At 39.9% G+C, this 22,515-nt stretch carries 19 protein-coding genes, 1 pseudogene and 1 CRISPR repeat array; of the genes and pseudogenes, 11 read left to right on the top strand and 9 right to left on the bottom strand.

Going from position 1 to position 22,515, the window contains the following annotated elements:
• Positions 1 to 33 precede the first annotated feature (33 nt).
• From Q0393_RS02660 to Q0393_RS02605, 11 genes are all read left to right on the top strand, one after another.
• Complete coding sequence (locus Q0393_RS02660) at positions 34 to 456, top strand: hypothetical protein (RefSeq protein WP_298977691.1); 423 nt, start codon at positions 34 to 36, stop codon at positions 454 to 456.
• A gap of 8 nt (positions 457 to 464) precedes the next feature.
• A complete protein-coding gene (locus Q0393_RS02655; RefSeq protein WP_297949063.1) occupies positions 465 to 602 on the top strand; it encodes a hypothetical protein in 138 nt (45 codons plus the stop codon).
• A gap of 1 nt (position 603) precedes the next feature.
• Entirely contained in the window at positions 604 to 1,551 is a 948-nt protein-coding gene (locus Q0393_RS02650; RefSeq protein ID WP_298977688.1) for a substrate-binding domain-containing protein, read from the top strand.
• Between the two features lie 86 nt (positions 1,552 to 1,637).
• Positions 1,638 to 2,126 (top strand): HAD family hydrolase, encoded by a 489-nt coding sequence (locus Q0393_RS02645; RefSeq protein ID WP_298977685.1) that lies wholly within the window; start codon positions 1,638 to 1,640, stop codon positions 2,124 to 2,126.
• A gap of 67 nt (positions 2,127 to 2,193) precedes the next feature.
• Positions 2,194 to 2,727, top strand: coding sequence for an LPS export ABC transporter periplasmic protein LptC (gene lptC, locus Q0393_RS02640; protein ID WP_298977682.1), 534 nt, complete (start codon positions 2,194 to 2,196; stop codon positions 2,725 to 2,727).
• On the top strand, positions 2,691 to 3,206 hold the full coding sequence (lptA, locus tag Q0393_RS02635; protein WP_298977679.1) for a lipopolysaccharide transport periplasmic protein LptA: 516 nt from the start codon (positions 2,691 to 2,693) through the stop codon (positions 3,204 to 3,206). The genes lptC and lptA overlap by 37 nt, the downstream gene beginning before the upstream one ends.
• Positions 3,203 to 4,102 (top strand): GTPase, encoded by a 900-nt coding sequence (locus Q0393_RS02630; RefSeq protein ID WP_298977676.1) that lies wholly within the window; start codon positions 3,203 to 3,205, stop codon positions 4,100 to 4,102. Before lptA ends, Q0393_RS02630 begins: the two co-directional genes overlap by 4 nt.
• A gap of 112 nt (positions 4,103 to 4,214) precedes the next feature.
• Entirely contained in the window at positions 4,215 to 5,054 is an 840-nt protein-coding gene (locus Q0393_RS02620) for a GNAT family N-acetyltransferase (RefSeq protein WP_367179166.1), read from the top strand.
• Entirely contained in the window at positions 5,021 to 5,509 is a 489-nt protein-coding gene (locus Q0393_RS02615; RefSeq protein WP_297880117.1) for a hypothetical protein, read from the top strand. Before Q0393_RS02620 ends, Q0393_RS02615 begins: the two co-directional genes overlap by 34 nt.
• On the top strand, positions 5,506 to 7,326 hold the full coding sequence (gene mrdA / locus Q0393_RS02610; RefSeq protein WP_298977672.1) for a penicillin-binding protein 2: 1,821 nt from the start codon (positions 5,506 to 5,508) through the stop codon (positions 7,324 to 7,326). Before Q0393_RS02615 ends, mrdA begins: the two co-directional genes overlap by 4 nt.
• A 136-nt stretch (positions 7,327 to 7,462) precedes the next feature.
• Positions 7,463 to 8,110, top strand: a complete 648-nt coding sequence (locus Q0393_RS02605) for a hypothetical protein (protein WP_298977670.1) — start codon at positions 7,463 to 7,465, stop codon at positions 8,108 to 8,110.
• A 1,507-nt stretch (positions 8,111 to 9,617) separates the two neighbouring features.
• Positions 9,618 to 13,950: a CRISPR direct-repeat array (repeat unit 30 nt; unit sequence GTTTCAATTCCCAACGGGATGGAATTCTAC).
• Positions 13,951 to 14,333: 383 nt separating this feature from the next.
• Here the strand turns inward: Q0393_RS02605 and cas1 are convergent.
• The 9 genes and pseudogenes from cas1 to Q0393_RS02560 all read right to left on the bottom strand — a co-directional run.
• Positions 14,334 to 15,332: a CRISPR-associated endonuclease Cas1 gene (gene cas1 / locus Q0393_RS02600; RefSeq protein WP_298977667.1), complete on the bottom strand. Its 999-nt coding sequence runs from the start codon at positions 15,330 to 15,332 to the stop codon at positions 14,334 to 14,336.
• A 16-nt stretch (positions 15,333 to 15,348) separates the two neighbouring features.
• Positions 15,349 to 15,627, bottom strand: a complete 279-nt coding sequence (cas2, locus tag Q0393_RS02595; protein WP_291937660.1) for a CRISPR-associated endonuclease Cas2 — start codon at positions 15,625 to 15,627, stop codon at positions 15,349 to 15,351.
• A gap of 8 nt (positions 15,628 to 15,635) precedes the next feature.
• A complete protein-coding gene (locus Q0393_RS02590) occupies positions 15,636 to 16,133 on the bottom strand; it encodes a Dna2/Cas4 domain-containing protein (RefSeq protein ID WP_298977664.1) in 498 nt (165 codons plus the stop codon).
• Complete coding sequence (gene cas3 / locus Q0393_RS02585; RefSeq protein ID WP_298977662.1) at positions 16,133 to 18,394, bottom strand: CRISPR-associated helicase Cas3'; 2,262 nt, start codon at positions 18,392 to 18,394, stop codon at positions 16,133 to 16,135. Before cas3 ends, Q0393_RS02590 begins: the two co-directional genes overlap by 1 nt.
• Complete coding sequence (gene cas5 / locus Q0393_RS02580; protein ID WP_298977660.1) at positions 18,394 to 19,134, bottom strand: CRISPR-associated protein Cas5; 741 nt, start codon at positions 19,132 to 19,134, stop codon at positions 18,394 to 18,396. Before cas5 ends, cas3 begins: the two co-directional genes overlap by 1 nt.
• Positions 19,134 to 20,009, bottom strand: coding sequence for a type I-B CRISPR-associated protein Cas7/Csh2 (cas7b, locus tag Q0393_RS02575; RefSeq protein WP_298977658.1), 876 nt, complete (start codon positions 20,007 to 20,009; stop codon positions 19,134 to 19,136). Before cas7b ends, cas5 begins: the two co-directional genes overlap by 1 nt.
• Positions 20,002 to 20,424, bottom strand: coding sequence for a hypothetical protein (locus Q0393_RS02570; protein ID WP_298977655.1), 423 nt, complete (start codon positions 20,422 to 20,424; stop codon positions 20,002 to 20,004). Before Q0393_RS02570 ends, cas7b begins: the two co-directional genes overlap by 8 nt.
• A 1-nt stretch (position 20,425) precedes the next feature.
• Positions 20,426 to 21,820: a TM1802 family CRISPR-associated protein gene (locus tag Q0393_RS02565; RefSeq protein WP_298977652.1), complete on the bottom strand. Its 1,395-nt coding sequence runs from the start codon at positions 21,818 to 21,820 to the stop codon at positions 20,426 to 20,428.
• 439 nt (positions 21,821 to 22,259) lie between these two features.
• Positions 22,260 to 22,515: pseudogene (locus Q0393_RS02560) on the bottom strand (CRISPR-associated protein Cas6); the annotation flags it as partial.

Genomic DNA, 22,515 nt, shown 5'->3' with positions numbered 1-22,515 from the left:
GCCGCTTTGCATATTAAAATTTAAAGGTAAAAGATGAATAATTTCGGATCGCTTATGGAGATTTTAAATGTGCTCTTTTTGATCTGCTTTGTTTGGCTTGTCACGTGCTTGATTAAATTTATCAGATCAAAAGACGAGCCGGAGCGCCATAAAAGAGATAAAAAATTTATAATTATTTCGACGGTTGCGTTTTTGTGCACTCTTGCTCCGCTGGTATATTTTGAGTGGCTTCCGGATCTATTCATCTCGATCTCGGTTTTGATTGCGCTGCCGATAATTTCGTTTATTTTCCTCATCGTGTATTTGGTAAAATTTATTAAATCCGCTAAAAGCACGCCCGAGCAGCGCAGAAAGATTAGAAATCTTCTGATCCTCTCCGCGTTTTTGTTCATAATCTTTTCGGCTGCATTAATAGGCTTTTTATGGCTGCTTAATAGCGCGCTTGCGCATATGTGAGGCGCAAAATGAGCGATGAAATTTTTCAAAAAACGATCGCCGTAATATTTACAGCTTGGGCAATCAGCGTTTGTGCGCTAGTCGCAGCGGCGCTGTATCTGCATAGCAAATGCTCGATTATCTCCTATATCGCAAACGGAAACTAAGATGAAGCGTGCAATTATCGCCATTTTTCTGGTGTTTATCCTGGCGGCTTTCGATTTTGCGTTTTACAGCCTCGTCGTGAAGCGATACGTAAATCAAAGCAGCGCCGAGATGCAGGCTAAATCGATCGAGCTGCATAAATTTCTGCCGTTTGAGCAGGGCTCGCAGATCGTGCGCGTTAGCTCTAGCTTAAAACTTAGCGGCGATCTGCCGATAATCGACGGCGCAGCCGCGCTATATCCGGTATTTTCGGCATTCGTCGCGGCAAACTATCCCAAAGAAAGCGTGGAATTTGACGGGCAAAATTTCACGAATGCTAGCAGGCTTAAATTTAGCAATACCCGCGGCGCCTACAAGGCCATAAGCGACGGCGAGGCGGATCTCATTTTCGTCGCCGCCCCTTCGAAGCAGCAACTTGATTATGCGCGCAAAAAAGGCGTGCGCTTGCGCTTCGTGCCTATCGGGCTGGAGGCGTTCGTCTTTATCGTAAATGCGAATAATAAAGTATCTAATTTAACCGTGGATCAGGTGCGAGGGATCTATTCCGGGGAGTTTGACGATTGGTCGCAGCTAGGCGGCGAGCGCATGCGAATAGATGCCGTGCAGCGAAACGCAGGCAGCGGCAGCCAGAGCGCGTTTTTAAAATTTATGGGTGAAACGCAGCCTAAGCGCAAGATCACGGGCTTTTTCGGCAGCGCAATCGGCTTTTCGTTTCGCTATTATGTCGAGGGGATCGTGCAAAACGGCGGCGTGAAGATGCTTAGCCTAAACGGCGCGTATCCGAACAAAGAAAATATCTCTAGCCGCAAATACCCGCTCGTAGCTGAAATTTACGCGGTTTACGATGAAAACAACAAAAACGAAAATATCCGCACGCTGATAGATTGGATCCTTTCTCCGCAGGGGCAAAGCATCATCGAAAATAGCGGCTACGTGCCGATTAAGGGCTAAGATCGCAGCTTAAATTTATACGGCGTTTGCCAAAAATTCAGCCAAATTTCGTTAAAATCACAAAATTTCAAAAAACGGAAAACGAAGTGATAAAGATCATATTTTTAGACGTAGACGGCTGCCTTAGCGACGGCGGGCTGTACCATTCAAACGGCGGCGAAGAGATGAAAAAATTTAACGTAAAAGACGGATTCGGCATCCAGGAGTGGCAGCGGCTGGGGCTAAAGGTCGCGATCATCACCGGCAAAAGCTCGCAAATCGTCGCAAACCGCGCGCGCGAGCTAAAGATCGATACGCTCTTTCAAGGCGAAAAAGACAAGCTCTCAAGGGCGGAGCAAATTTTAAAAAATTTAAACCTAAGCTTCGATGAGGCCGCCGCGATCGGCGATGATATAAACGACGCGAAGCTTTTAAATGCGGTCGCGATCAGCTTCAAGCCCGCCGATGCGCTAAGCTCGCTAAAAGCAGACGTCGCGCTAAGCAAAAACGGCGGCTGCGGCGCGGTGCGCGAGATGATCGAAATACTCGTCGATAAAAACGGCATGCGCGAAGAGTGGAATAGCAAATGGCTGTAATTTCTCAAGCGCGCGTGAGAATGCCTGCGAGAGGCGAAATTCCGCGCAGATCAAAAGGGGCCGAGCGATGGTGATAAAAATTTTCTACGTCGCGATTGGGATCTTTTGCGTCGCGATGGTCTTTCTAAGCGTGCAGACGCCGTATTTTAGCGATATGTTTAGGCAGGATCTAAGCATTGCGAATATGGAGATGAAAAAGATCGTCGATTATCAGATCGGCGAGCGCGTGGATGCTAAATTTACCGCGGACAGCGGCACTCGCTATAAGGATCGCGACGAGTTTGTAAATTTTAAAGCCGAGGAGATTAGCGCGGATATGAATCACACTTTGGTTTCAAAAACCGCGACGCGCGCCGGCGAGCTGATAAAATTTAACGGCGATGCGCATTACGTAAATAGCAGAGGCTTTGATTACACTGCGCAGGAGATCATTTACGATACGAGCAGCAAGATCGTCCGCTCCGACGTGCCGTACGTGCTGCGCCAAGGCGGCGACCGTATCACGGGCGCAAGCATCAGCTACGATACTAAAACCAAACAAACAAACTCAAAAGGAATCCACGCATGGTATTTAATAAAAGATCAAAACTCCACAAACTAATATTCGCAGCCGCGCTAATTTCGGGCTTTGGCGCGTCTAATCTCAGTGCCGCGCAGGAGCAGGTCGAGGTCACGGCAGATAATTTTTTCGCCGACGAGATCAAGCAGATCAGCGTGCTGACGGGCAACGTCCGTATCAAAAAGGGCGCTTATGATACGCTAAATTCCGATAAAGTGACGATCTATTTCGACGCCAAGCGTCAGCCTACTAAATATGTCGCGACTGGAAACGCAAATTTTAAAATTTTACTCAATCAGAAGCATTACGACGGCAAGGGCGGCGTGCTGACCTACGATCCGACCATCGAAGCTTACACGCTCGAAAATAACGCCTATCTGCACGAGGCCGAGACCAAAAAGGAAGTTTACGGCGATAAGATCATCGTAAATCGCCAAAAGGGCACCTACGAGGTCAAAAGCGGCGGCGGCGAGAAAAAGCCCGTGCGTCTGATCTTTCAGGTCGAAGATCAAAACAAATGATCTATCCTAGTAGCGCGCAGTTTATCACCTCCGCCGCAAATATCGCGGGTGCGCCCGAGTTTGCGATGAGCGAAGTGGCGTTTTTGGGGCGTTCCAACGTCGGTAAAAGCAGCCTGATAAACGCGCTTACCGGGCGCAAAAATCTAGCCAAATCAAGCTCGACGCCGGGTAAAACGCAGCTGATAAATTTCTTTGAAGTTAAATTTAAACAAAAGCTTGCCGCAGACTCGGACAGCTCGCAAAATGAAACATCGCTCGATCTAGCGAGCAAAGAGGCTTTAAGCTCGGCTGCAAATTGCGCGCAAGAGCGCGCGGAGGCTGTGGCGTCTGAGCAAAATTTAAAGCAAGATTTCGTTTTAAATTTAAAAAGCGCTTCGGCGGATTTTAGATCGGATCGCGAGACAGATATTGCGACAGGTCTCGCGCCGAATTTCGCACAAAGCCCCGAATTAAATTTTACAGGTAGATCCGCGCTAAGCTTAGCGGGCAACCCCGCTTTTTCGGATATTGAGAGCTTGGGGGAAAATATCTCTTTGATCTTCGTGGATCTGCCGGGGTTCGGGTATGCCAAGGTTTCTAAAAAACTGCATTATATCTGGCAAAAAAATCTCGACGAGTTTATCAAAGAGCGCCTAAATATCAAGCTTTTCGTCCATCTCATCGACGCGAGACAGTTTGATCTTGCGATAGATAAAAATTTGCAAAACTATCTCGCTAGTTTTCTGCGCGGCGATCAAAAGGTCGTGAGGCTCTACACCAAAGCCGACAAGCTCAACCAAAGCGAGCGCGCAAAGCTTTTAAGGCACGATCCGCAGGCGGTTTTAGTCTCTACGCTAAAGAGCGGCGGGCTGCAAAAAGCGCGCGAGATCATCGTGCACGGGGCGTTTGGATTATGAAATTTCTAAATTTAAATACGTTAAATTTTGCGGCGCAGAATTTCAAAATAATTAAATTTAGTGGATATAAAATCCGCCGCGAAGATCGCGCAAAGATTAGGGAAAATTTTAGATGATACGGCTAAAAAAGGCGCGCCTTTGCGACATTTCGCGTATGCAAGAGCTCGTAAAAGAGGAGGTGCAAAACGGCGTGATCTTGCCGCTTGAAAGCGATGAGATCGCATCAAATATCCGCTCATACGTGCTGGCGTTCGGCTGCGATTCTAAGGCGGATACGAGTTTTGATTCCAAGGAAAATTTGAGTTTCGATTCTAAAGAAAATTCCGACTTAAATTTAGCCAGGAATTCCGATTTAAATTTAGCGCGCAATTCGGATTTAAATTTAATCCAAAGCTCCGCAGAAAATTTTGCCGAAAATACTTCTGAAAATTCCGCAGAAAATGCCGCGGGCAATTTTGCGCCGCAACTAGCTACGTCTCAAAATAGCGCGCCACGAAATAGCGCAGCGCAAGCCGTATCTGGGGCGAGCCGCGCGCAAGCCGGCAAAGAGCAAATTTGGCGGAGCGAATATTCGCAAGAAGCGAGCGTTTTTCAAACCGAACGTTCGCAGCCCCACGAATCGCAGTGCTTAAAAGAAGCCGAAATTTTAGCGGGCTTTGCTTCGCTTAAAATTTTTAACGCAGATCTTGCCGAGGTGCGCTCGCTCATCGTCGCTCCGCAGTTTCGCAGGCGAGGCATTGCCAGAGCTATCGTAAACGAGCTGCTAGACGAAGCGAAATTTTACGGGCTAAAAAGCGTATTTACGCTCACCTATCAAAAGGAATTTTTTGGGCGCCTCGGTTTTACCGAAATCCCAAAGGACGAGCTACCCGCGCAAAAAATTTGGGCCGATTGTATTAAATGCAAAAAGTTTCCGGTATGCAACGAAATCGCACTTATCTATACCTTATAGCGGACACGCTTTTTAGCGCGGGGGTTCTTTTCTACCTGCTTCTAAGTGCGGTGTATAGGGGGCTGCCGCCGCTGATCGGATTTTTTTTCACGGCGATGGTGGTGCAAAAATACGAAAACGACGTGAAATTTAAAAAGTTCGGCTTTACCTGGTTTTTCTCTATTTTTTATCTATTTTGCGCCGAGCAGATCCACGGATTTAACCTATTCAGCGTGGCTATCGCGTATTGTATATTTTATTTCGTGGTCTATGAAAACTCATTTAAATATATTAAATTTAGGAATTTTTTGATCTGCTTTTACGTGATGATTAGCTATGTTTTGGTCTTTGTGGTGAGCAACGCGATCTCTGCGATCAAAAAGAGCGAATATCTGCCCCTAAGCGGCGAGTATTTAAATTACATCGTGATTGAAATTTTACTTGCTCTGCTCTTTTTTAAGGGGCGGCTGGTATGAGGCTAAAGTTTGTATTTGCTTTCGTGATACTATTTTTTAGCATGCTTTTGGTTAGAATTTATTATCTTTCGATCAAATCGAACGAATTCTACGAGCAGGTCGCTAAAAACAACGTCATCTCCACCGAATACATCCCGCCGGTGCGCGGTCAAATTTTAGACGCCAAAGGCCGCCCGCTCGCGATAAACAATCTCGGCTTTTCTCTATCTATCGCGCCGCATCTAAAAGACGCCGCACTGCAAAGCGAGCTGAATAACATCTCGCGCTACTTCAAAGATCTCAATGTTACCGCGATGAGCAAGAGCTACAAGGACGCGAATTCCGCTTATAATCAAGACTTTATCGAAGTCGTGCCGTTTTTGGACTATAACGCTACGATAGAGCATTTTGCGAGCTTAAGCCTGCACGAAAATATTAAAATTTCACCCGCTTCGCAGCGCTTCTACCCTTACGGCGCGCTTGCTTCGCACATCATCGGCTATGTAGGCCGTGCCAATAAAAAAGATATTCAAAATAACCCCCTAAGCGCGCTTACCGGATACAACGGCAGAAGCGGCGTCGAGGGGTATTATAACGAGCTTTTGCAGGGCAGCAAGGGCGAGCGCAAGACGAAGGTTACGGCGCTAAATCAGGTCGTAGAGGAGATCTCGATGCAAGAGCCCAGCAGCAGCGAAATTTCGCTTACTATCGATCTTGAGCTGCAAAAATACCTCGAGGAAATTTTTAAAGACAAGGATGGCGTAGCGATCGTGATGGATCTGCGCGACGGCGCTATTATCGCGGCGGGCAGCTTCCCCGAGTACGATCTAAACACCTTCGTGGGCGGAATTTCACAGGCGCAGTGGGACGAGCTGATAAAAGATCCACGCCATCCTTTTACGAATAAGCTCGTAAACGGCCTCTATCCGCCCGGTTCGGTCATTAAAATGGCTGTAGGGATGAGCTTTTTAAACAGCGGCAAGATCAACGAGAACTGGAGCGTGTTTTGCAGTGGCGCGATAGAGCTAGGGGGGCGTAAATTTCGCTGCTGGAAGAGCTGGGGTCACGGCCGCGTGAGCTTAGTAGAAGCGATTAAAGGCAGCTGCGACGTGTATTTTTACGAAGGCTCGCTGCTGGTGGGGATCGACTATATGTCTGCGTATCTGCAGCGTCTGGGGTTTGGTAGTAAAACAGGCGTCGATCTACCCAATGAGTTTGTAGGCACGATGCCTAATAAGGCCTGGAAAATGCAGAAATTTAAGCGCGCGTGGTATCAGGGTGAGACGGTCAATGCCTCGATCGGCCAGGGCGACGTGCTCGTCACCCCTATGCAGGTGGCGAAAAACACCGCGCAGATCGCCTCGGGCAAGGCTATCACGCCGCATTTTTTAAAAAGCATCGACGGCAAGCCGGTGGAATTTGCCCCTACCGAGCTTTTCACTCCGAAAGAAAAGGCGCAGCTACCCCTCGTACGACGCGGGATGTATGAGGTCGGCAACAACCCCGACGGAGGCACCGCTTACAAGCTCATCCATACCGCAGTAGTGCCTCTAGCGGTCAAGACGGGCACCGCGCAGGTAGTAGGCATCTCGCAGACCACCAAAAAGCGAATGAAAGAGGCCGATATGGACTACTTCCACCGCTCGCACGCCTGGATGACGAGCTTCGGGCCGTATGACAAGCCGCAATACGCCGTAACGGTGCTAGTTGAACACGGAGGCGGCGGCGGAAGCGCGGCAGGACCTGTAATAATGCAAATCTACGAAAAACTCGTCCAGATGGGCTACATCGACGCCAATGCAACGACCAGCAAAGACAGCGCAAAGAAAACGAAGTAAGATGGAATTCTAAAATTTAAAGCAGCAAAAGACCCTAAAATTGGGTAGGGCAAAGCGATTTTAAATTTTAAATGCACCATAAGAATAAGGCGGTAGAATACGCCAAAATATCTTTTTATAAAAATGGGGAAATTCTATGCGAGATTACGACAAAGAGCCGATAGTGATAAAAAATGACTATTTGTTAAAAAGCGAATTGGCTATAAGAATTTTCTTCTTAATATTAGCATTAATCTTCGCTATTAGATGTATTTTTCCTATAGAAAGCCTTTTTAATAATGCCCTTAGAAAAAGCGAGCTAGCGCTTTGCATATGTGTATTTTTTGGTTCAATTTTTAAAGATTTGGCAATGGTAAGAGGTATGCTGGCAAATAACTTACAAATTAGAATTTTTAATAAAAGAATTGAATGCGATTATGTAGACTTTGCCGGTAATTGTAAAATTTTAGAATTTGGAGTTGATGAAAAAACAAAAATTACATACTCATATATGCCTAGATTCGGTGAAAAAATTAGTAATAAGTCTAATATGAAAATATCAGAAAAAATAGCTGATACTTTAGTCTATATACCGGCTATGCTAATAAATATGTCTTTTGTTTTAATATTTCAAATTCTAAAGCTTTTTAAAATAGAAAGATATTATATATTAGACAATGGCAGCATGACCATATCGATCAGACAAAATCAAGAGATTATTGTTAAATTTGGAGATGTTGCTTTCGACAAAGAGAGTTTGACTTTGAGCCTGATAAACCATAGCTCTAAAATTTTTAATACGTAAGGAAAGAGATGTAAGAATATGGGTTAAAAATTTTTAATATAGGTATGGGATTATTTATATTGGCTATGTTGATAAGCATAAGGAGCCTGCAGGCTTATTCTGAGAAGCGTTTAGATTGGATGTTTCTTTTTGGCGCTTTTAGAGAGGTGCTTGCCGATAAGCCGAATATAAAGCAACCTGAGGAATATAAAATCTCAAATAGGGCAAAAATAATATATCACTATGTCGAATGTATACTTTGCTTTATAGTAAATGCTTCTATTTGGGTGAGTGCCATAATTGCGATTATAGGTTTAGTAATGTCAAAGTTTTAGGACAAGGATATAAAATGACAAATGCAGAGCAAATAGAAAAGATAACGAATGCGGCACAATGCTTTGCTTTGCTTGAAATTTTAAAATTTAGCGCAGCGAAAGGCTAAAATTTGATGAGGAACTACGACTAAATGTCTTTAAGAGCGACAAAATGAAACGCGATATAAAAGCCGAATTGATCTTAAAAGCTATAAATTAGGGGCTAGGGCGATAAAAGAGTTTATTAAAAAATGTTTCGAGTTAAAAGGGGTAAGGATTTTATTCTGGATCGCCTTACTCTTTTTTACTATAGACTGCCTGGGCGTTATATTTGCCAGCATAGATGCGGTTTTTTTAACGGAGTATAGCGGTTACGATATCGCGAATCCGTTTTCTATTGTTATGAAAGCTTTTGAACTAACGTGGCACGAAGAGGCGAGCGATAGCGAAAGCGATATTTTCGGCGCTATAGTATTGTATCTATTTTGCGCGACGGTAATTTTGCCTCTAATCATCTGCTGCTTTGCATTTTCCAAAATAAAGGCTTTTATTCTGCTGGATAAAATATCCGCCGCATCCGCATTTTTTATAAGTTTATTTTATACTTATTCGCTAGCTATGATAATCCTAGCAAAAGCCGATTTGACCTTATTGGGTCATCTGTTTGATCGCTCAAATTTTAATTTTAACATAATGATTATAAGCGCTTTATCATCGCTAATAATCGCGTCTGTAACGGTTTTTATTCTAAAAAGAAGAGATAAAATTTAATGCGGATAAGTTTTGAGAGCGTCTCTGTTCGGCTAAATTTTACGTGAATTAATACGTAAAATTTTATGAATAGAGCTCGAGATATGTAAATTTAAAAGGGGTAAATTTGAAATTATTTTAAAATTTGATTCCGTTTAGGATTTAAAATTTTAGGTTTCGAAGTCTGAAATTTCGGTCATCGACTTCGAATTTTAAAATTCTAATCCTGCCCGCCTTTTTAAATTTTATAATCTAAATCCTCACTTTTCGAACCACGCAGCTTGAAGTCGCTGCTTCTTAAATTTAAAATTCTAAGCTCTGAGATGCGGAGCCTTGCTCGATAAAATTTTAAAACTTCAAGTCTAGAATTTAATTTGATAAAAATTTTATCGGGCAGAATTCGGCTCGGTAAATTCTATAGAATGCTACTATGTAAGAGGAACAAATGAAGCTTTAAATAGAGCATTTTAATTCCCAATGGGATGGAATTCTACTTTGTCGGTTATGTTATGACGCACGCTATGGGTAGTTTCAATTCCCAACGGGATGGAATTCTACTCAAACGCCAAAGAACCTTGCCTGCTTAGGCGGAGTTTCAATTCCCAACGGGATGGAATTCTACAACACCCTTACGCCGCGCACTAGCAAGAAAGAACTGTTTCAATTCCCAACGGGATGGAATTCTACCGACCGGTAAAAAGGTCTCGCCGATTTGTGAAGCGTTTCAATTCCCAACGGGATGGAATTCTACTGTCTTTTCTAAAAGAAAAACTTTGTTCTGCAAAGGCGTTTCAATTCCCAACGGGATGGAATTCTACGGTCATTTCGTTTTGATTATCGCGCCAGTATAATTTGTTTCAATTCCCAACGGGATGGAATTCTACCCTAGTAGTTTTTTGACTTGCCTAGGTCAGAACCTTTGTTTCAATTCCCAACGGGATGGAATTCTACCTTTCCAAGCGGTGCGGAATATCTTGCTAGGCTTAGTTTCAATTCCCAACGGGATGGAATTCTACAGCTTAAAAAGATTACCAATAAGCCAAATATCACTGTTTCAATTCCCAACGGGATGGAATTCTACCATTGGCAGTTTAGAAAACCCGGCAGGGATTTGGGTTTCAATTCCCAACGGGATGGAATTCTACAGGATAAGAAAAAGGCGACCTTTTTCTATCTCGAGTTTCAATTCCCAACGGGATGGAATTCTACAAGACTCTGTTAGTTTATTCAAAGATTCTAGAAAGTTTCAATTCCCAACGGGATGGAATTCTACGATGAGCTCTTTCACATAGAGGCTAACTACATCGTTTCAATTCCCAACGGGATGGAATTCTACAAAGATAAAGGCGGCGGTTCTGGTAAAGGCGATGGGTTTCAATTCCCAACGGGATGGAATTCTACAAAACGGGGCTTAGGTATCGATACGCCCGCGAGCCGAGTTTCAATTCCCAACGGGATGGAATTCTACGATTAGTAATATGCTAACGACTATGGATTTTTCAGTTTCAATTCCCAACGGGATGGAATTCTACCCTATGTATATACAAGCCGTCGCATCGGATGTATCGATGTTTCAATTCCCAACGGGATGGAATTCTGCACAACTGGTGCTAACTTCAATGCGGTAACATTGGGAGTTTCAATTCCCAACGGGATGGAATTCTACAGTTTTTTCCGCAGTATCGTCGATTACCCCGCTTTTGTTTCAATTCCCAACGGGATGGAATTCTACCTAGAGAGCAAGCCACAGAGCGTGCAGGATACCCGTTTCAATTCCCAACGGGATGGAATTCTACTAAAAAATCTCCATTAGATACGCGCCGTCAAAATCGTTTCAATTCCCAACGGGATGGAATTCTACAGATGGATTTTAAAATAAACAATGACGGCTACATAGGTTTCAATTCCCAACGGGATGGAATTCTACAAAAGACTCCTTTTATGCTCAATCTGATCCAGCTTCGTTTCAATTCCCAACGGGATGGAATTCTACCAGAAAGTTTTTCCAACTTAGGCATATCAAACTCCTTTGTTTCAATTCCCAACGGGATGGAATTCTACGCGGGTTAGTTTGCACTCTGCCCGAGCAACCTACGTTTCAATTCCCAACGGGATGGAATTCTACTCAAGCGAATAGATTGCTGTCATATTGGCAATTCGTTTCAATTCCCAACGGGATGGAATTCTACCTAATGGTATTTTCAATACTTTAGCTCTATTTTCGTTTCAATTCCCAACGGGATGGAATTCTACAATATAGGCAACCTTCTGCAATGGATCTAGCCTAAAAGTTTCAATTCCCAACGGGATGGAATTCTACATGCTAATAGGTTTAAAAAAGACCGCCTACGGAGGTTTCAATTCCCAACGGGATGGAATTCTACTCAAGCCCCTTGCTTGCGTGCACGCTGAGCAGAGTTTCAATTCCCAACGGGATGGAATTCTACAAAAACCCGCTTTTGAAGCTTCGCGACTTTCAAATTGTTTCAATTCCCAACGGGATGGAATTCTATACAAACACAAATATGCTTTACTCTCATGTAAGTTAGAGTTTCAATTCCCAACGGGATGGAATTCTACGGTGTTTGCCAAACATTTCGTACTTAGCCATTATCTGTTTCAATTCCCAACGGGATGGAATTCTACCCAGCGTCCACGCCCCGCCCGCCATCTGTTCCTCGGAGTTTCAATTCCCAACGGGATGGAATTCTACAAAAGCATCGTCGGAAATAAGCTCGGCAAAAACGAGTTTCAATTCCCAACGGGATGGAATTCTACAAAGTTTCCTCTAGAAATAGTGAGAAATTTTTTGGTTTCAATTCCCAACGGGATGGAATTCTACTTACGTCTGTGGTAGGCTCATGCATGAATACGTGTTTCAATTCCCAACGGGATGGAATTCTACAATTACCCACTAACGCCTTACGGAAGCAGCCGTTGTTTCAATTCCCAACGGGATGGAATTCTACTCTTACATTTTTGGGATTATTTTCCAAATCCTTGATGTTTCAATTCCCAACGGGATGGAATTCTACCGAACAGGGGGTTAAGCGCCCCCTAGGCACGATGAGTTTCAATTCCCAACGGGATGGAATTCTACCCATTACTCATTTTTATATCCATTTATATCAATGTAGTTTCAATTCCCAACGGGATGGAATTCTACCTTGTCCTCCCCAAGCTTTTGAAGTCTAGCCACGAGTTTCAATTCCCAACGGGATGGAATTCTACTTTAAGGAGGAAGCGATGGGTGACGTAGAATGGCGTTTCAATTCCCAACGGGATGGAATTCTACTTAGGGCTTATCGAGAGGGGCGAGAATGATGATTGTTTCAATTCCCAACGGGATGGAATTCTACCCTTTTTCTGCGCGGCTTTGGCTAGAAATTCATTGTTTCAATTCCCAACGGGATGGAATTCTACAAGTCCTCAAAACTTGCACTTTTTGGATTCGTTTTGTTTCAATTCCCAACGGGATGGAATTCTACGCAAGGATAGCTTCCCTCCAAACACTCCAGAGGAGTTTCAATTCCCAACGGGATGGAATTCTACTACGATAGCTCCTTTACTTTTTGGGAGTTTTGGGGTAGTTTCAATTCCCAACGGGATGGAATTCTACTTCAGAGGCTTTTAAAGAATCAGAAGCAACAGGCGTTTCAATTCCCAACGGGATGGAATTCTACCACGATATAAGGCATCTTATCGGCACATATTGCATGTTTCAATTCCCAACGGGATGGAATTCTACTTAAGCTACAAAAATATATAATGCTTTTATGGAAGGTTTCAATTCCCAACGGGATGGAATTCTACTATTAGACAAAATCTGTTTTTTGCTTCCTTTTTGTTGTTTCAATTCCCAACGGGATGGAATTCTACGCATTTTGAAAAGTGGTTGCGCTCTTTGTCTGATTAGTTTCAATTCCCAACGGGATGGAATTCTACCGCGTAGTTTTCCTCTAGCCTCACAATGGAGTAAGTTTCAATTCCCAACGGGATGGAATTCTACGAAAAGGCGACCCAATGACCGCAGACCTTGCTTTTTGTTTCAATTCCCAACGGGATGGAATTCTACGCTTCTCGCCCTGCCATTTCCCCCAATAAACCGCCTCGTTTCAATTCCCAACGGGATGGAATTCTACCTAGCGGGCAAAAGCTTCTTTGATACGGATGAAAATTTGTTTCAATTCCCAACGGGATGGAATTCTACCTTGCGCTGATTTTGAGATATTGCAGCAGCGTTTGTTTCAATTCCCAACGGGATGGAATTCTACTTAAAACTCCTGCTTCCGTTTCAGCCCCTGATGGTTTCAATTCCCAACGGGATGGAATTCTACTATTCGTGACTAGCAAGGACGGCGGCGTAGCAAAAAGTTTCAATTCCCAACGGGATGGAATTCTACATAAATAGGAAGTTATCCACGCGCTTACCGCATAGCCTGTTTCAATTCCCAACGGGATGGAATTCTACCATAAAAAGGGCAGCGACGCGATAGCCCAAAACGTGTTTCAATTCCCAACGGGATGGAATTCTACCGCAAGGGGCGTTTATGAAGCTGTTCTCTTAGATAGGTTTCAATTCCCAACGGGATGGAATTCTACCTATTTACGCGCTCGGATTTAGACTACCGCAAATTGTTTCAATTCCCAACGGGATGGAATTCTACACAAATGAAACTTTTTTCATTTTTCTACTCCTTTTGTTTCAATTCCCAACGGGATGGAATTCTACGCAAAATACTCGCGCAGTATCCGCCTTTGCGCTTCGTTTCAATTCCCAACGGGATGGAATTCTACAGCACGAATTTTGCCATTTTTCTAGGTAGAAAGTGTTAGGAGTATATATTTTTATGCCTTAAAATGGACTAAATTTAAAAAAGCGCCGATTGCTCAATGCCCAAAATTCGGCATTTCAGAATCTTAAAAGCAACTTTATCGCTATCTATATGTATCGTGAGTGCAAATGTTAAAATCTAAATATAAAGACATTCAAAAATCGAAGTGTGAATAAAAAACTGAAATTTTAAAAGCATATGCGTTTTTAAAGCCAATTCGTTCGCCGTTCCGTACTTCAGATCAAATTTATTTTAAAAGCACATACATCTTAAGAGGGCGCAATCTATAGACACAAGTGATTCTAGTCAAAATTTCAAAAGCACGAATGAGCTTAAACCCCCAGCCTACCGCCATACCAGCCCCTCGTAAGGCACGCCTTCACAGACGTATTTTTTAATCTGATTTGCCTCGCGACGTATAATTTGACGCCAGGTTAAGCTCTGTCCCGCTACGTTCGCGCAGGATGATAGTTTCTCAATCATTTTTAGCTCGATTTTTTGCACCGCTTCTCGACCGAATCGAATACGCCCCGCATCCGTTTCAAAATCTTTTGCCGCAATCTCGCGCTTGTTTAACATTCCAAAAATTAATCTATCGCCTAAAATAGGCTTAAAAATCTCTGCAAGATCTAGATGCAGACTTAGCGCACGGTAGTTTGGCTCGTGTAAAAAGCCGATGCGCGGATCAAGCTCGGTTTTGTAAATTTCGCTGAGGCAGACGTTATAAATGCGCGTATTTACATAGCTAATGAGGGCATTAATTTTATCTGCCGGCGGGCGTTTGGAGCGCGTCGTAAATTTAAAACTGCGCTGATCCTCGATGATTTCGTTCCAGGCCGCGAAATACTGCTTGGCAAAGCCGCCTTCCACTGCCATTACCGTTGCTATGTCGCAGACGTGCGCTAGGGCATCCAGATGCGGCGTAGTATCGAGCGAGACGCCATAAGCCTTGCAATTAATGGCTGCATTTAAGATGCGAACGCGAGTAATCTCGCGAGCGATAAAAAGGCGCTTAGAAAGATCATCAAAAGCCCGCAGCTGCGCCAAAAGTACAAAGCCACTTTTATTTACAGAATTTGAAGTATTCGGGAAAAAACTGCCGCGAAAGCTCTGATAGGCGCTAAAAATATGCAACAAAATGTTATTATCAGCCAAAAACGCCATAGCATAAGTGTCAAGCTCTATCCGCGCCAAAATATAAATTTCATCAATTGCATTAATCGGCAAAATTTTACTAGTTAGAATTCCGCCCTCATCGTTAAATTTATCGAAGTATAAATTATTATCTTTGCGGCGCAATCGGCCGGGGCTCAAAATAAAATGCGTGCGATCCGATTTTTGCATACTTTATCCTTAAATTTTAGCTGAAAATCGCTTCGTTTTTATCGCGTCCGATGACTAGGCGCTGTGAATATTTGAGCGAATTAAAAGTATAAATTACTACTGAATCAAGCTTGCTAGCGCATTCTTTTTGCAAAATCGCCATTAATTTTTTAAGATCGCTCGCTCTGATTTCGCCTTCGAAAACGCTGAATTGCACGCGAGGCAGAAATTTCTCGACCGCCTTTCGGACGCGCGCAGCGTTATTTTTCTCCTTTTCGTCGCTGCTTGAAATATCGTAAAATAAAATAGCGTACATTCTATCTCCTAAATGCAATAATCACGATAAGCGCAACTCTCGCAAATCTTTTGCGGGCTAAATTTAGGCGGCTTTGGCTCATTTACAAGGGCGGCAATGCCGCCCAAAACCATTTCGATTTTAGTGAAATTTTCGGCGCTATCCTCAATCGCTATGACGGTTTTGCCGCTAATTAATTTGCCTTTCACCTCTTTTAAATTTAAGCCTATTTTTAAAAGATAGATGTAAAAAAGTAGCTGCATTTTGCCTGCTTCTGGATTTTTTAGGCTCTTTTTATATTCGGTGATGAGATAATGTCCGCGCTGCTTGGAAAGCTTATCAAATTTCAAATTTGAAAATGCGAATTCCTGCAAACCGTTCTCTTTGATATCCGCTAGCGCCTTGCCCATCAGCATGTTTTCATCTTCCTGATTGGCGTGAATATTGTGTGCGTAAAGCCACGCCTCGCGCTTGCAGGTGATGTAATAATTCACAAGCGTGCCGGTGATTTGGTCCTTGCAAAACATTAGTCGAATACCTCTTCGGCAATCGTAAGTTTAGGCAGGAAACCATCAAATTTATTATAGAAATTGCCTGGCGGTAAGATATATCTGCCAAAATAATCTTTTAAAGTGGTTTTATAATCTTTTTTAAGTTCTTCTAGTAAATTTTTACCAACGGATATAGTATATAATCCCAAATCTTTTTCCGAATCTTTAATTTCTGCAATAATTTTAAATTTATCGTCATTTGATTGTAACAATTTATCCCGATTATCTAAAAACTTGTCGAAATGCCCGCTATACTGCTCTACAAAAAGTGAAACCTTCCACTCCTGTTTTGGCATAAAATTTTCATTAAATTTTTTAAATAATGTTTGAAATTCTAGGTTTTTAGCGTATTGCAATAAATCTACGCTAGTCGTTTCATTTTTTGTACTTTCAAAATAGCTCTCTAAGACATTATAAATTTCGCTTTCTTTTATATTTTGCGATAGAATTTCCTTTATCTTATCCTCTTGCAGATCCGTATCGTGATATGGAAATGATTTACCTTCTAAATAATCAAAAACTATAACTTTTGCAGGCCTATCTGACAAGCCTTCACGATTTACTCTACCCGCAGCTTGAATAATAGAGCCAAAGGGGGCAAACTCTCGAAAACCTATATCAAAGCTAAGATCGACTCCCGCCTCGATCAGCTGCGTTGCAATCAAAATAATCTTTTTACCACTACTTAATTTAACTTTTATCTCGTCAATAATCTCAAATCTGTGAAGTGGAATTTGGTGCGTAGTCAAAAGATAGACGCTATCTTTATTCTCGCTTTTGTTTTTTACGACTTCATATAGCTTTTTAGCTTTTGAGATGGTATTTACGACACAAAGCACACTTTTATCTTTATGGGATAAAATTTCATCTTTTAGGATGTCAAAATCGTTTAAATTTGGCTTATAAACGAGCTCATATCTATCCCTATCTCGCTCGTATAAAACGGGGCTTGAAAGCTCGGTAAAATTTTCAAGCTCTGATGCAATATGAGGCATAGTCGCAGACATAAGTATAAAGTGGATATTGTATCTTTTTGTATATTCATTAAAAGCGGCAGAAATCGGCTTCAATAAAACTCTTGGGATATTTTGTATCTCGTCTATTATGATAACACTATCTCGCAAAGTTTCTAGTTTTAAATTATCTCTATTGTGATTTGAGAAAAATACGTAAAATAGCTGATTAAAGGTCGTGACGATAAAATTCTCATGCCAAATATCAGCCAAAAATACTTTTTGCATAAACTGCTCTTGCTCATCTTCATTATCTTTTTCTTTATCTGTTTTACTACTTTTATAACTTGTTAGGTGATGGTATTTTAGTACGTTTTGATCGGATATTATCTTTTGATATTCGCTATGTGTTTGATCTATGATAGAGGTAAATGGTATAGCTGTTATAACACGTCTTTTATCGCCTTTTATTTTAGCTATTTGCAATGCCAAATTTAGAGCCAAAAACGTTTTTCCTATGCCGGTGGGCGCTTTAATCAAAAACTTATCTTTTTGCGTATTATGATTAAAATTTTGAAAAATAAGTTCCTTCGCTTTTGTTCTGTATTTGTTTTTACTGCCAGTTTGCTTTGAGGTTATAATATCTTCTATCTTATTAAGATAAAGATCTATTTTTTCTTCACTTAAAATTTCTACATTTTTATAGGATTTAGAAAAAATAGCTTCAAATTTATCTGCCAAAATAAGTCTCGAATAGCGCTTCTTAAAAATAAAGTAGTTATCTAAAATTTGATATTTTTCCAGCTCGGCCTCTAAATCTAAAAAATAGTCAATAAAATCATTGACATCGGGCTTTACCTCTAAATTCGATCTACAAATCACTTCATCTATCTTTTTAAATTTATCTTTTATTTTTGCTTTTATATTGCCTAGTTCGCTAAAGAAAGATTTAAGATCGGGCAAATCGGAATGATGTTTTAGAATAGTAAAAAAATTAGCTAAAAAATTTATATCTTTATCGACTCTAATAAAAAAATATATAAAAGCACTCTCTAGAGTATGCGTTGTTTTTAGCTTTTGTTGGGCTTTTTCGAAGTCCTCTCTTGAGGGAAAATTTTCTACTTCTAAATTTATATAATCTTGAAATCTCTGTGCAATCTTGGCAATATCGTGAAAGGATGCCGTCTCTTTATGGTCGCTTTCATCAAAGCTATCGCTTATGTTTTTTACATGGAAATTGTAGGATTTTTTAGGGTGCGAGTTAAAAGAATTTGAAATTTGCATTATACAAATCTACAATGATAAATTTCATCGACGCAAACTATCTCGTGGATCTTAATATCTCTAGCTTTTATTTGCTTGTTGGATAATATTAAATTTACGCCCGAAGCAGGAGACCTCTCTGGCGTTAAAACACTCGCAAAACTAATCGGAGAATATAAAATACCTTCTTCAAAATCTATATTTTTTACGTCATCTTGAAGCACGAACGAATCTATATTAATTTCATCAAATTTTTTCTCTTCATATTTTGTTATTTCTATGAATTCAAAATTGCCTGCAAATTCGCTATTACCAAGATAAAATGAAAATTTGCAAATTCTATTTTTTAGATTATGAATCGCTTCGTCTTCGAGCTTAAATCTATCAATAAAAACTATATACTTAGGATAAATCAAGAGTTCTCTATTTATCGGTTTTTGAGGAGCTTTATTGTCACGCAAACCAAGCGAGATTTTTTGCATATCAAATTTAAGCAAACTATTTAGATGAGACTTTGTAAATTTTGTATAGTCGTTTATATAATTTTGCGAAAAACTCTTTTTCAAAATAGGAGCACATGGGATTATGCTATATTTAAAGTCGTCAAATCTATCATCATTTAAATAGTTATCTATGCCAAGTACAGCTGCCAACATACCACAAACCGTAGTTTTTGGAGGGATGGGTAAAGTGATATTTTGACTAATCCCCAAAGGATCTCTAAAACAAGCAAATTTACCCCAAATTTTAAATGCAAACATTACAGTTCTTTGGCCTCTAAATTTATATTTAAATTTTTAAAATTGTCCAGATACTTTTTAGCCGAATCATCATAAAAAACTACTACTTTTTCTATTTTTTGGCTCATATTTTTTAACGATCTTAAAAGAGCTGAGAAATTTAATTCACATTCGCTAAAAGTACGAAGCTGTTGAGAGTTCTCATTATCTATATTTACAAGCTCATCAAGTAGCCCTATCATATAAGTATCTTTGTAGATAACCCTTATAAGCATTCTTGGTTTTTGTCCGACTTTACTCCTAGTATTGAGCAACTTGGTGCCTTGCCACATAGAATCAAGCATATCGGCAACATCTTCTTCGCTCGCATTCGTTTTATTGGCACTTAGAGAATTTATAGTACCGTACATTGCAAACAGCCCATAAGGTATATAATTATCGGTTCTAAATGTCTTATTTAAGCTATTGTCTTTACCGAAAGCGCCGGTTCCTTGTGATAAAATAGTCTCTGTTTCATTTAGTGATTTAGCCCAAGAAAATTGCACTGTACCTATAATTTGAAGATTGCTTTTGGGTGCCACTCCTCCAAAAAGTCTATTGTCAATGCAGCTTAAAAAAACTTTTTTATCATCTTTTTCATTTAAAGTACTCTTCAACTCAGCAAATCTGGTTTCTGCCGATTGTACCTGCTCTGCGTTATTTACAAATACGGTTTTACCTTTTCTATATTGCAGATCATCTCTAATCGTTCTTTTTACTCTAACATCGCTAACGACGGCCCTTCTATCGCTTTCATCGTATCTTGGTGCATTATCGTTTAGCATGTCGCCGTTAGGATTAGTCATTTTTGCATCCCATAAAAATAAAATTTCACTATGCTTTGCCAACTCACTCATTGTCTTCTCCTTGTTTTTGATTTTCTTTTTTAAATTTTGCATAATCATTAAACCCTTTAATGAAAGCAAAAGAAATCTCCTGTTGAGCTACTCTTATATTTTTTGGGTATATAAAATAAGTGGTAACTAATTGTGATAAATCATTGTTCTTAGGAGTATTTAGACTAAATAGCTTCTCAAAATAGGTTGCTTTATTAAAAATAGCTTTTAAATTTGATTCCGTTATTCTTTTGGTCGATAACCATTTTTTAAACGTCTCATTCTTTTTTACAACTTTCCCGTTAGGATTATACGAACTATCGATAATACCTTTTGAATAAGCGCCTATTAAATAAGCTCCTTTTATTAAGCCATTCTCAAAATAATCGGGTTGCTTAAGCAATAATTTTTCAAAATATTCAGAAAAAAGTTCCATTCTACATCCTTATTGCATTTATATCTTTTAAAAATTTTAAAACCTTGTTTTCGCTTTCTACAAAAACATTCGGATATATTATCCACTCTTTTATGCCATCTTTTAATTTACTTTTATTTTCACCGTCAAACTCTCTAAAGTGCTCAAAACGCTTTAAAACTTCGAGATAACTTATTTTTAAATATCCTAAAAGCAATTTTGCTAAATATATTTTTTCTTGTAAAATTTTATTTTTCAAATTTGCAATGCTATTTGTAGATATAGCAAACTGTTCCGTAATCCTAAAATAATCCTTTAAATATACAAATCTAATATCATCATCCTCGCCTTGAAATCGTTTCATAGCATCCGTAATATGTTCTTCTTGCATCAAATTTGCTACCTTTCTTATCCTGCTTGGCAAAACATCTTCAAGAGTAGCAAATATTTTAACAGATAAATTGGTAACATTCACCTCCGTAAAGAATATATCGAGCGTAAAACTATTAATATATTTGAAATTTTCTATTTGCTTATTCAATTTTCTAATAAAGCTCTCTTCCCTAGCAGCTTCATCACTTAAAGTATTTGATTTCTCAAGAAAATTTATCATTTCCTTAAAAATATCTTCGTCAAAATTTACCATAGACGGAATTATTATATATTCTAATCCTTTGTAATAAAATTTAAGATTGTTTATCGCATACATCCAGCCTTTTTTGACCGATTTTGCCGTATTTTTTGACATAGGAAGACGGTTTATGGATTGCTCTTTAAATTTGTCATCATAATTATCCATAGTAAAAAACTTGACATTCGGATCATACCCGCAAGGTTCTTTTTCTTGGGTAACAATATCTATCTGTTCCTTTAAAAAAGCGTTCCCTTTTTTGTCCTCTATATGAGGCTTTACAAATTCATTAAGATAATTTTGCAAAACTTCCGGCATGAGCTCATAAAAACTTTTGCCATTTATAAGTAAAATCAGAAAATAATCGCCTTGCTTAAAGTCTTTCAATCCAAGCTCATCATTTTTGTAGTTATCTATATAATCAAAAACAATCTTTGCTAAACTATGATTTTGTGGATTTGAATAGATTAAAATGGAATTTTGTAAGGTATGCGAAATAGCTTGGAATTTTTTATATAAATCTTTTTCGTTTTGATACTCGTAGTTTGGGTATAAATAATATGAATTACTAGTTCCACCTATCTTTTTTGTAAAAAATGTTTTTATGGTGTCTAATGAAGTTCGTGATAGTTTTGGAGTACTAAGAAGCTTCCCGTTCTCAATTTTAAAATCAATAACCAAAGTTATATGGTCACTATCCTTAAAATTAGAACTTTTAATCATAGCCTTAACATAGTCGTCACTTAACAGGTTGCCAATTTTATAGAGTTTATGAGCTAATCCCATATTTTATTTTTACCTTAAGTATTTTAATTAATTTTACGACCATTTTACTTAAATATTTCTAAAATTATTCTAGATTTGAAATCAGAATAAGATTAAGGCATTAAGAGGCATATTTTATTGTGATTCAAAACTAATTGCAATAAATACTGAACTCTATCTGCCCCAAATTTATGTCAAATATTTTAACATCTACGATAGGGCTAAAAAATATACACAAAATGCACAATATGTATTTTCCCATGCGATTAAGAACTTTTTTAGTTTTCAAATATAACTCCTTATTGTTTTACTTTATTATATCACAAAACCAAATATATTTCAAGTTATATTGATTTAAAGGTTAGTTTCCTTTTATTTTAATAAAAATTGTGCTACAATACAGACTAAAGAATAAGGTTTCCCGTTGGGATTTAAAATTATTGTTTTAAAGGTTGCGACCTTATTCTTTTTGCTTTACAACCTCCAAAACCCCTACTCCATAATTCATGCATCCACTTCCAGCGCCCGTGCCAAGGATCAAATTTATTAGTTCAGCCCTAGCTATAATTCTCCATCTTGCTTGCCACGCATATACCGGCTCGCGGTTGTTGCCATAATAGAATTTCACAGACTCACCCAGCTTTTGCCACAATAAATTTAATTCCATTTCGCCATCATATTTTCGCCCCATAATCATTTCAAATCGCTGTAAAATA

Source organism: uncultured Campylobacter sp. (assembly GCF_938015785.1).
GTDB lineage: Bacteria > Campylobacterota > Campylobacteria > Campylobacterales > Campylobacteraceae > Campylobacter_B.
This window is presented reverse-complemented; position numbering and strand designations above follow the sequence as displayed.

Excerpts from the sequence above, each read along its gene's own strand:
- Q0393_RS02660 (WP_298977691.1), top strand. The coding sequence starts at position 34 with ATGAATAATTTCGGATCGCTTATGGAGATTTTAAATGTGCTCTTTTTG.
- Q0393_RS02655 (WP_297949063.1), top strand. The coding sequence starts at position 465 with ATGAGCGATGAAATTTTTCAAAAAACGATCGCCGTAATATTTACAGCT.
- Q0393_RS02650 (WP_298977688.1), top strand. The coding sequence starts at position 604 with ATGAAGCGTGCAATTATCGCCATTTTTCTGGTGTTTATCCTGGCGGCT.
- lptC (WP_298977682.1), top strand. The coding sequence starts at position 2,194 with ATGGTGATAAAAATTTTCTACGTCGCGATTGGGATCTTTTGCGTCGCG.
- lptA (WP_298977679.1), top strand. The coding sequence starts at position 2,691 with ATGGTATTTAATAAAAGATCAAAACTCCACAAACTAATATTCGCAGCC.
- Q0393_RS02630 (WP_298977676.1), top strand. The coding sequence starts at position 3,203 with ATGATCTATCCTAGTAGCGCGCAGTTTATCACCTCCGCCGCAAATATC.
- Q0393_RS02620 (WP_367179166.1), top strand. The coding sequence starts at position 4,215 with ATGATACGGCTAAAAAAGGCGCGCCTTTGCGACATTTCGCGTATGCAA.
- Q0393_RS02615 (WP_297880117.1), top strand. The coding sequence starts at position 5,021 with ATGCAACGAAATCGCACTTATCTATACCTTATAGCGGACACGCTTTTT.
- mrdA (WP_298977672.1), top strand. The coding sequence starts at position 5,506 with ATGAGGCTAAAGTTTGTATTTGCTTTCGTGATACTATTTTTTAGCATG.
- Q0393_RS02605 (WP_298977670.1), top strand. The coding sequence starts at position 7,463 with ATGCGAGATTACGACAAAGAGCCGATAGTGATAAAAAATGACTATTTG.
- cas1 (WP_298977667.1), bottom strand. The coding sequence starts at position 15,332 with ATGCAAAAATCGGATCGCACGCATTTTATTTTGAGCCCCGGCCGATTG.
- cas2 (WP_291937660.1), bottom strand. The coding sequence starts at position 15,627 with ATGTACGCTATTTTATTTTACGATATTTCAAGCAGCGACGAAAAGGAG.
- Q0393_RS02590 (WP_298977664.1), bottom strand. The coding sequence starts at position 16,133 with ATGTTTTGCAAGGACCAAATCACCGGCACGCTTGTGAATTATTACATC.
- cas3 (WP_298977662.1), bottom strand. The coding sequence starts at position 18,394 with ATGCAAATTTCAAATTCTTTTAACTCGCACCCTAAAAAATCCTACAAT.
- cas5 (WP_298977660.1), bottom strand. The coding sequence starts at position 19,134 with ATGTTTGCATTTAAAATTTGGGGTAAATTTGCTTGTTTTAGAGATCCT.
- cas7b (WP_298977658.1), bottom strand. The coding sequence starts at position 20,009 with ATGAGTGAGTTGGCAAAGCATAGTGAAATTTTATTTTTATGGGATGCA.
- Q0393_RS02570 (WP_298977655.1), bottom strand. The coding sequence starts at position 20,424 with ATGGAACTTTTTTCTGAATATTTTGAAAAATTATTGCTTAAGCAACCC.
- Q0393_RS02565 (WP_298977652.1), bottom strand. The coding sequence starts at position 21,820 with ATGGGATTAGCTCATAAACTCTATAAAATTGGCAACCTGTTAAGTGAC.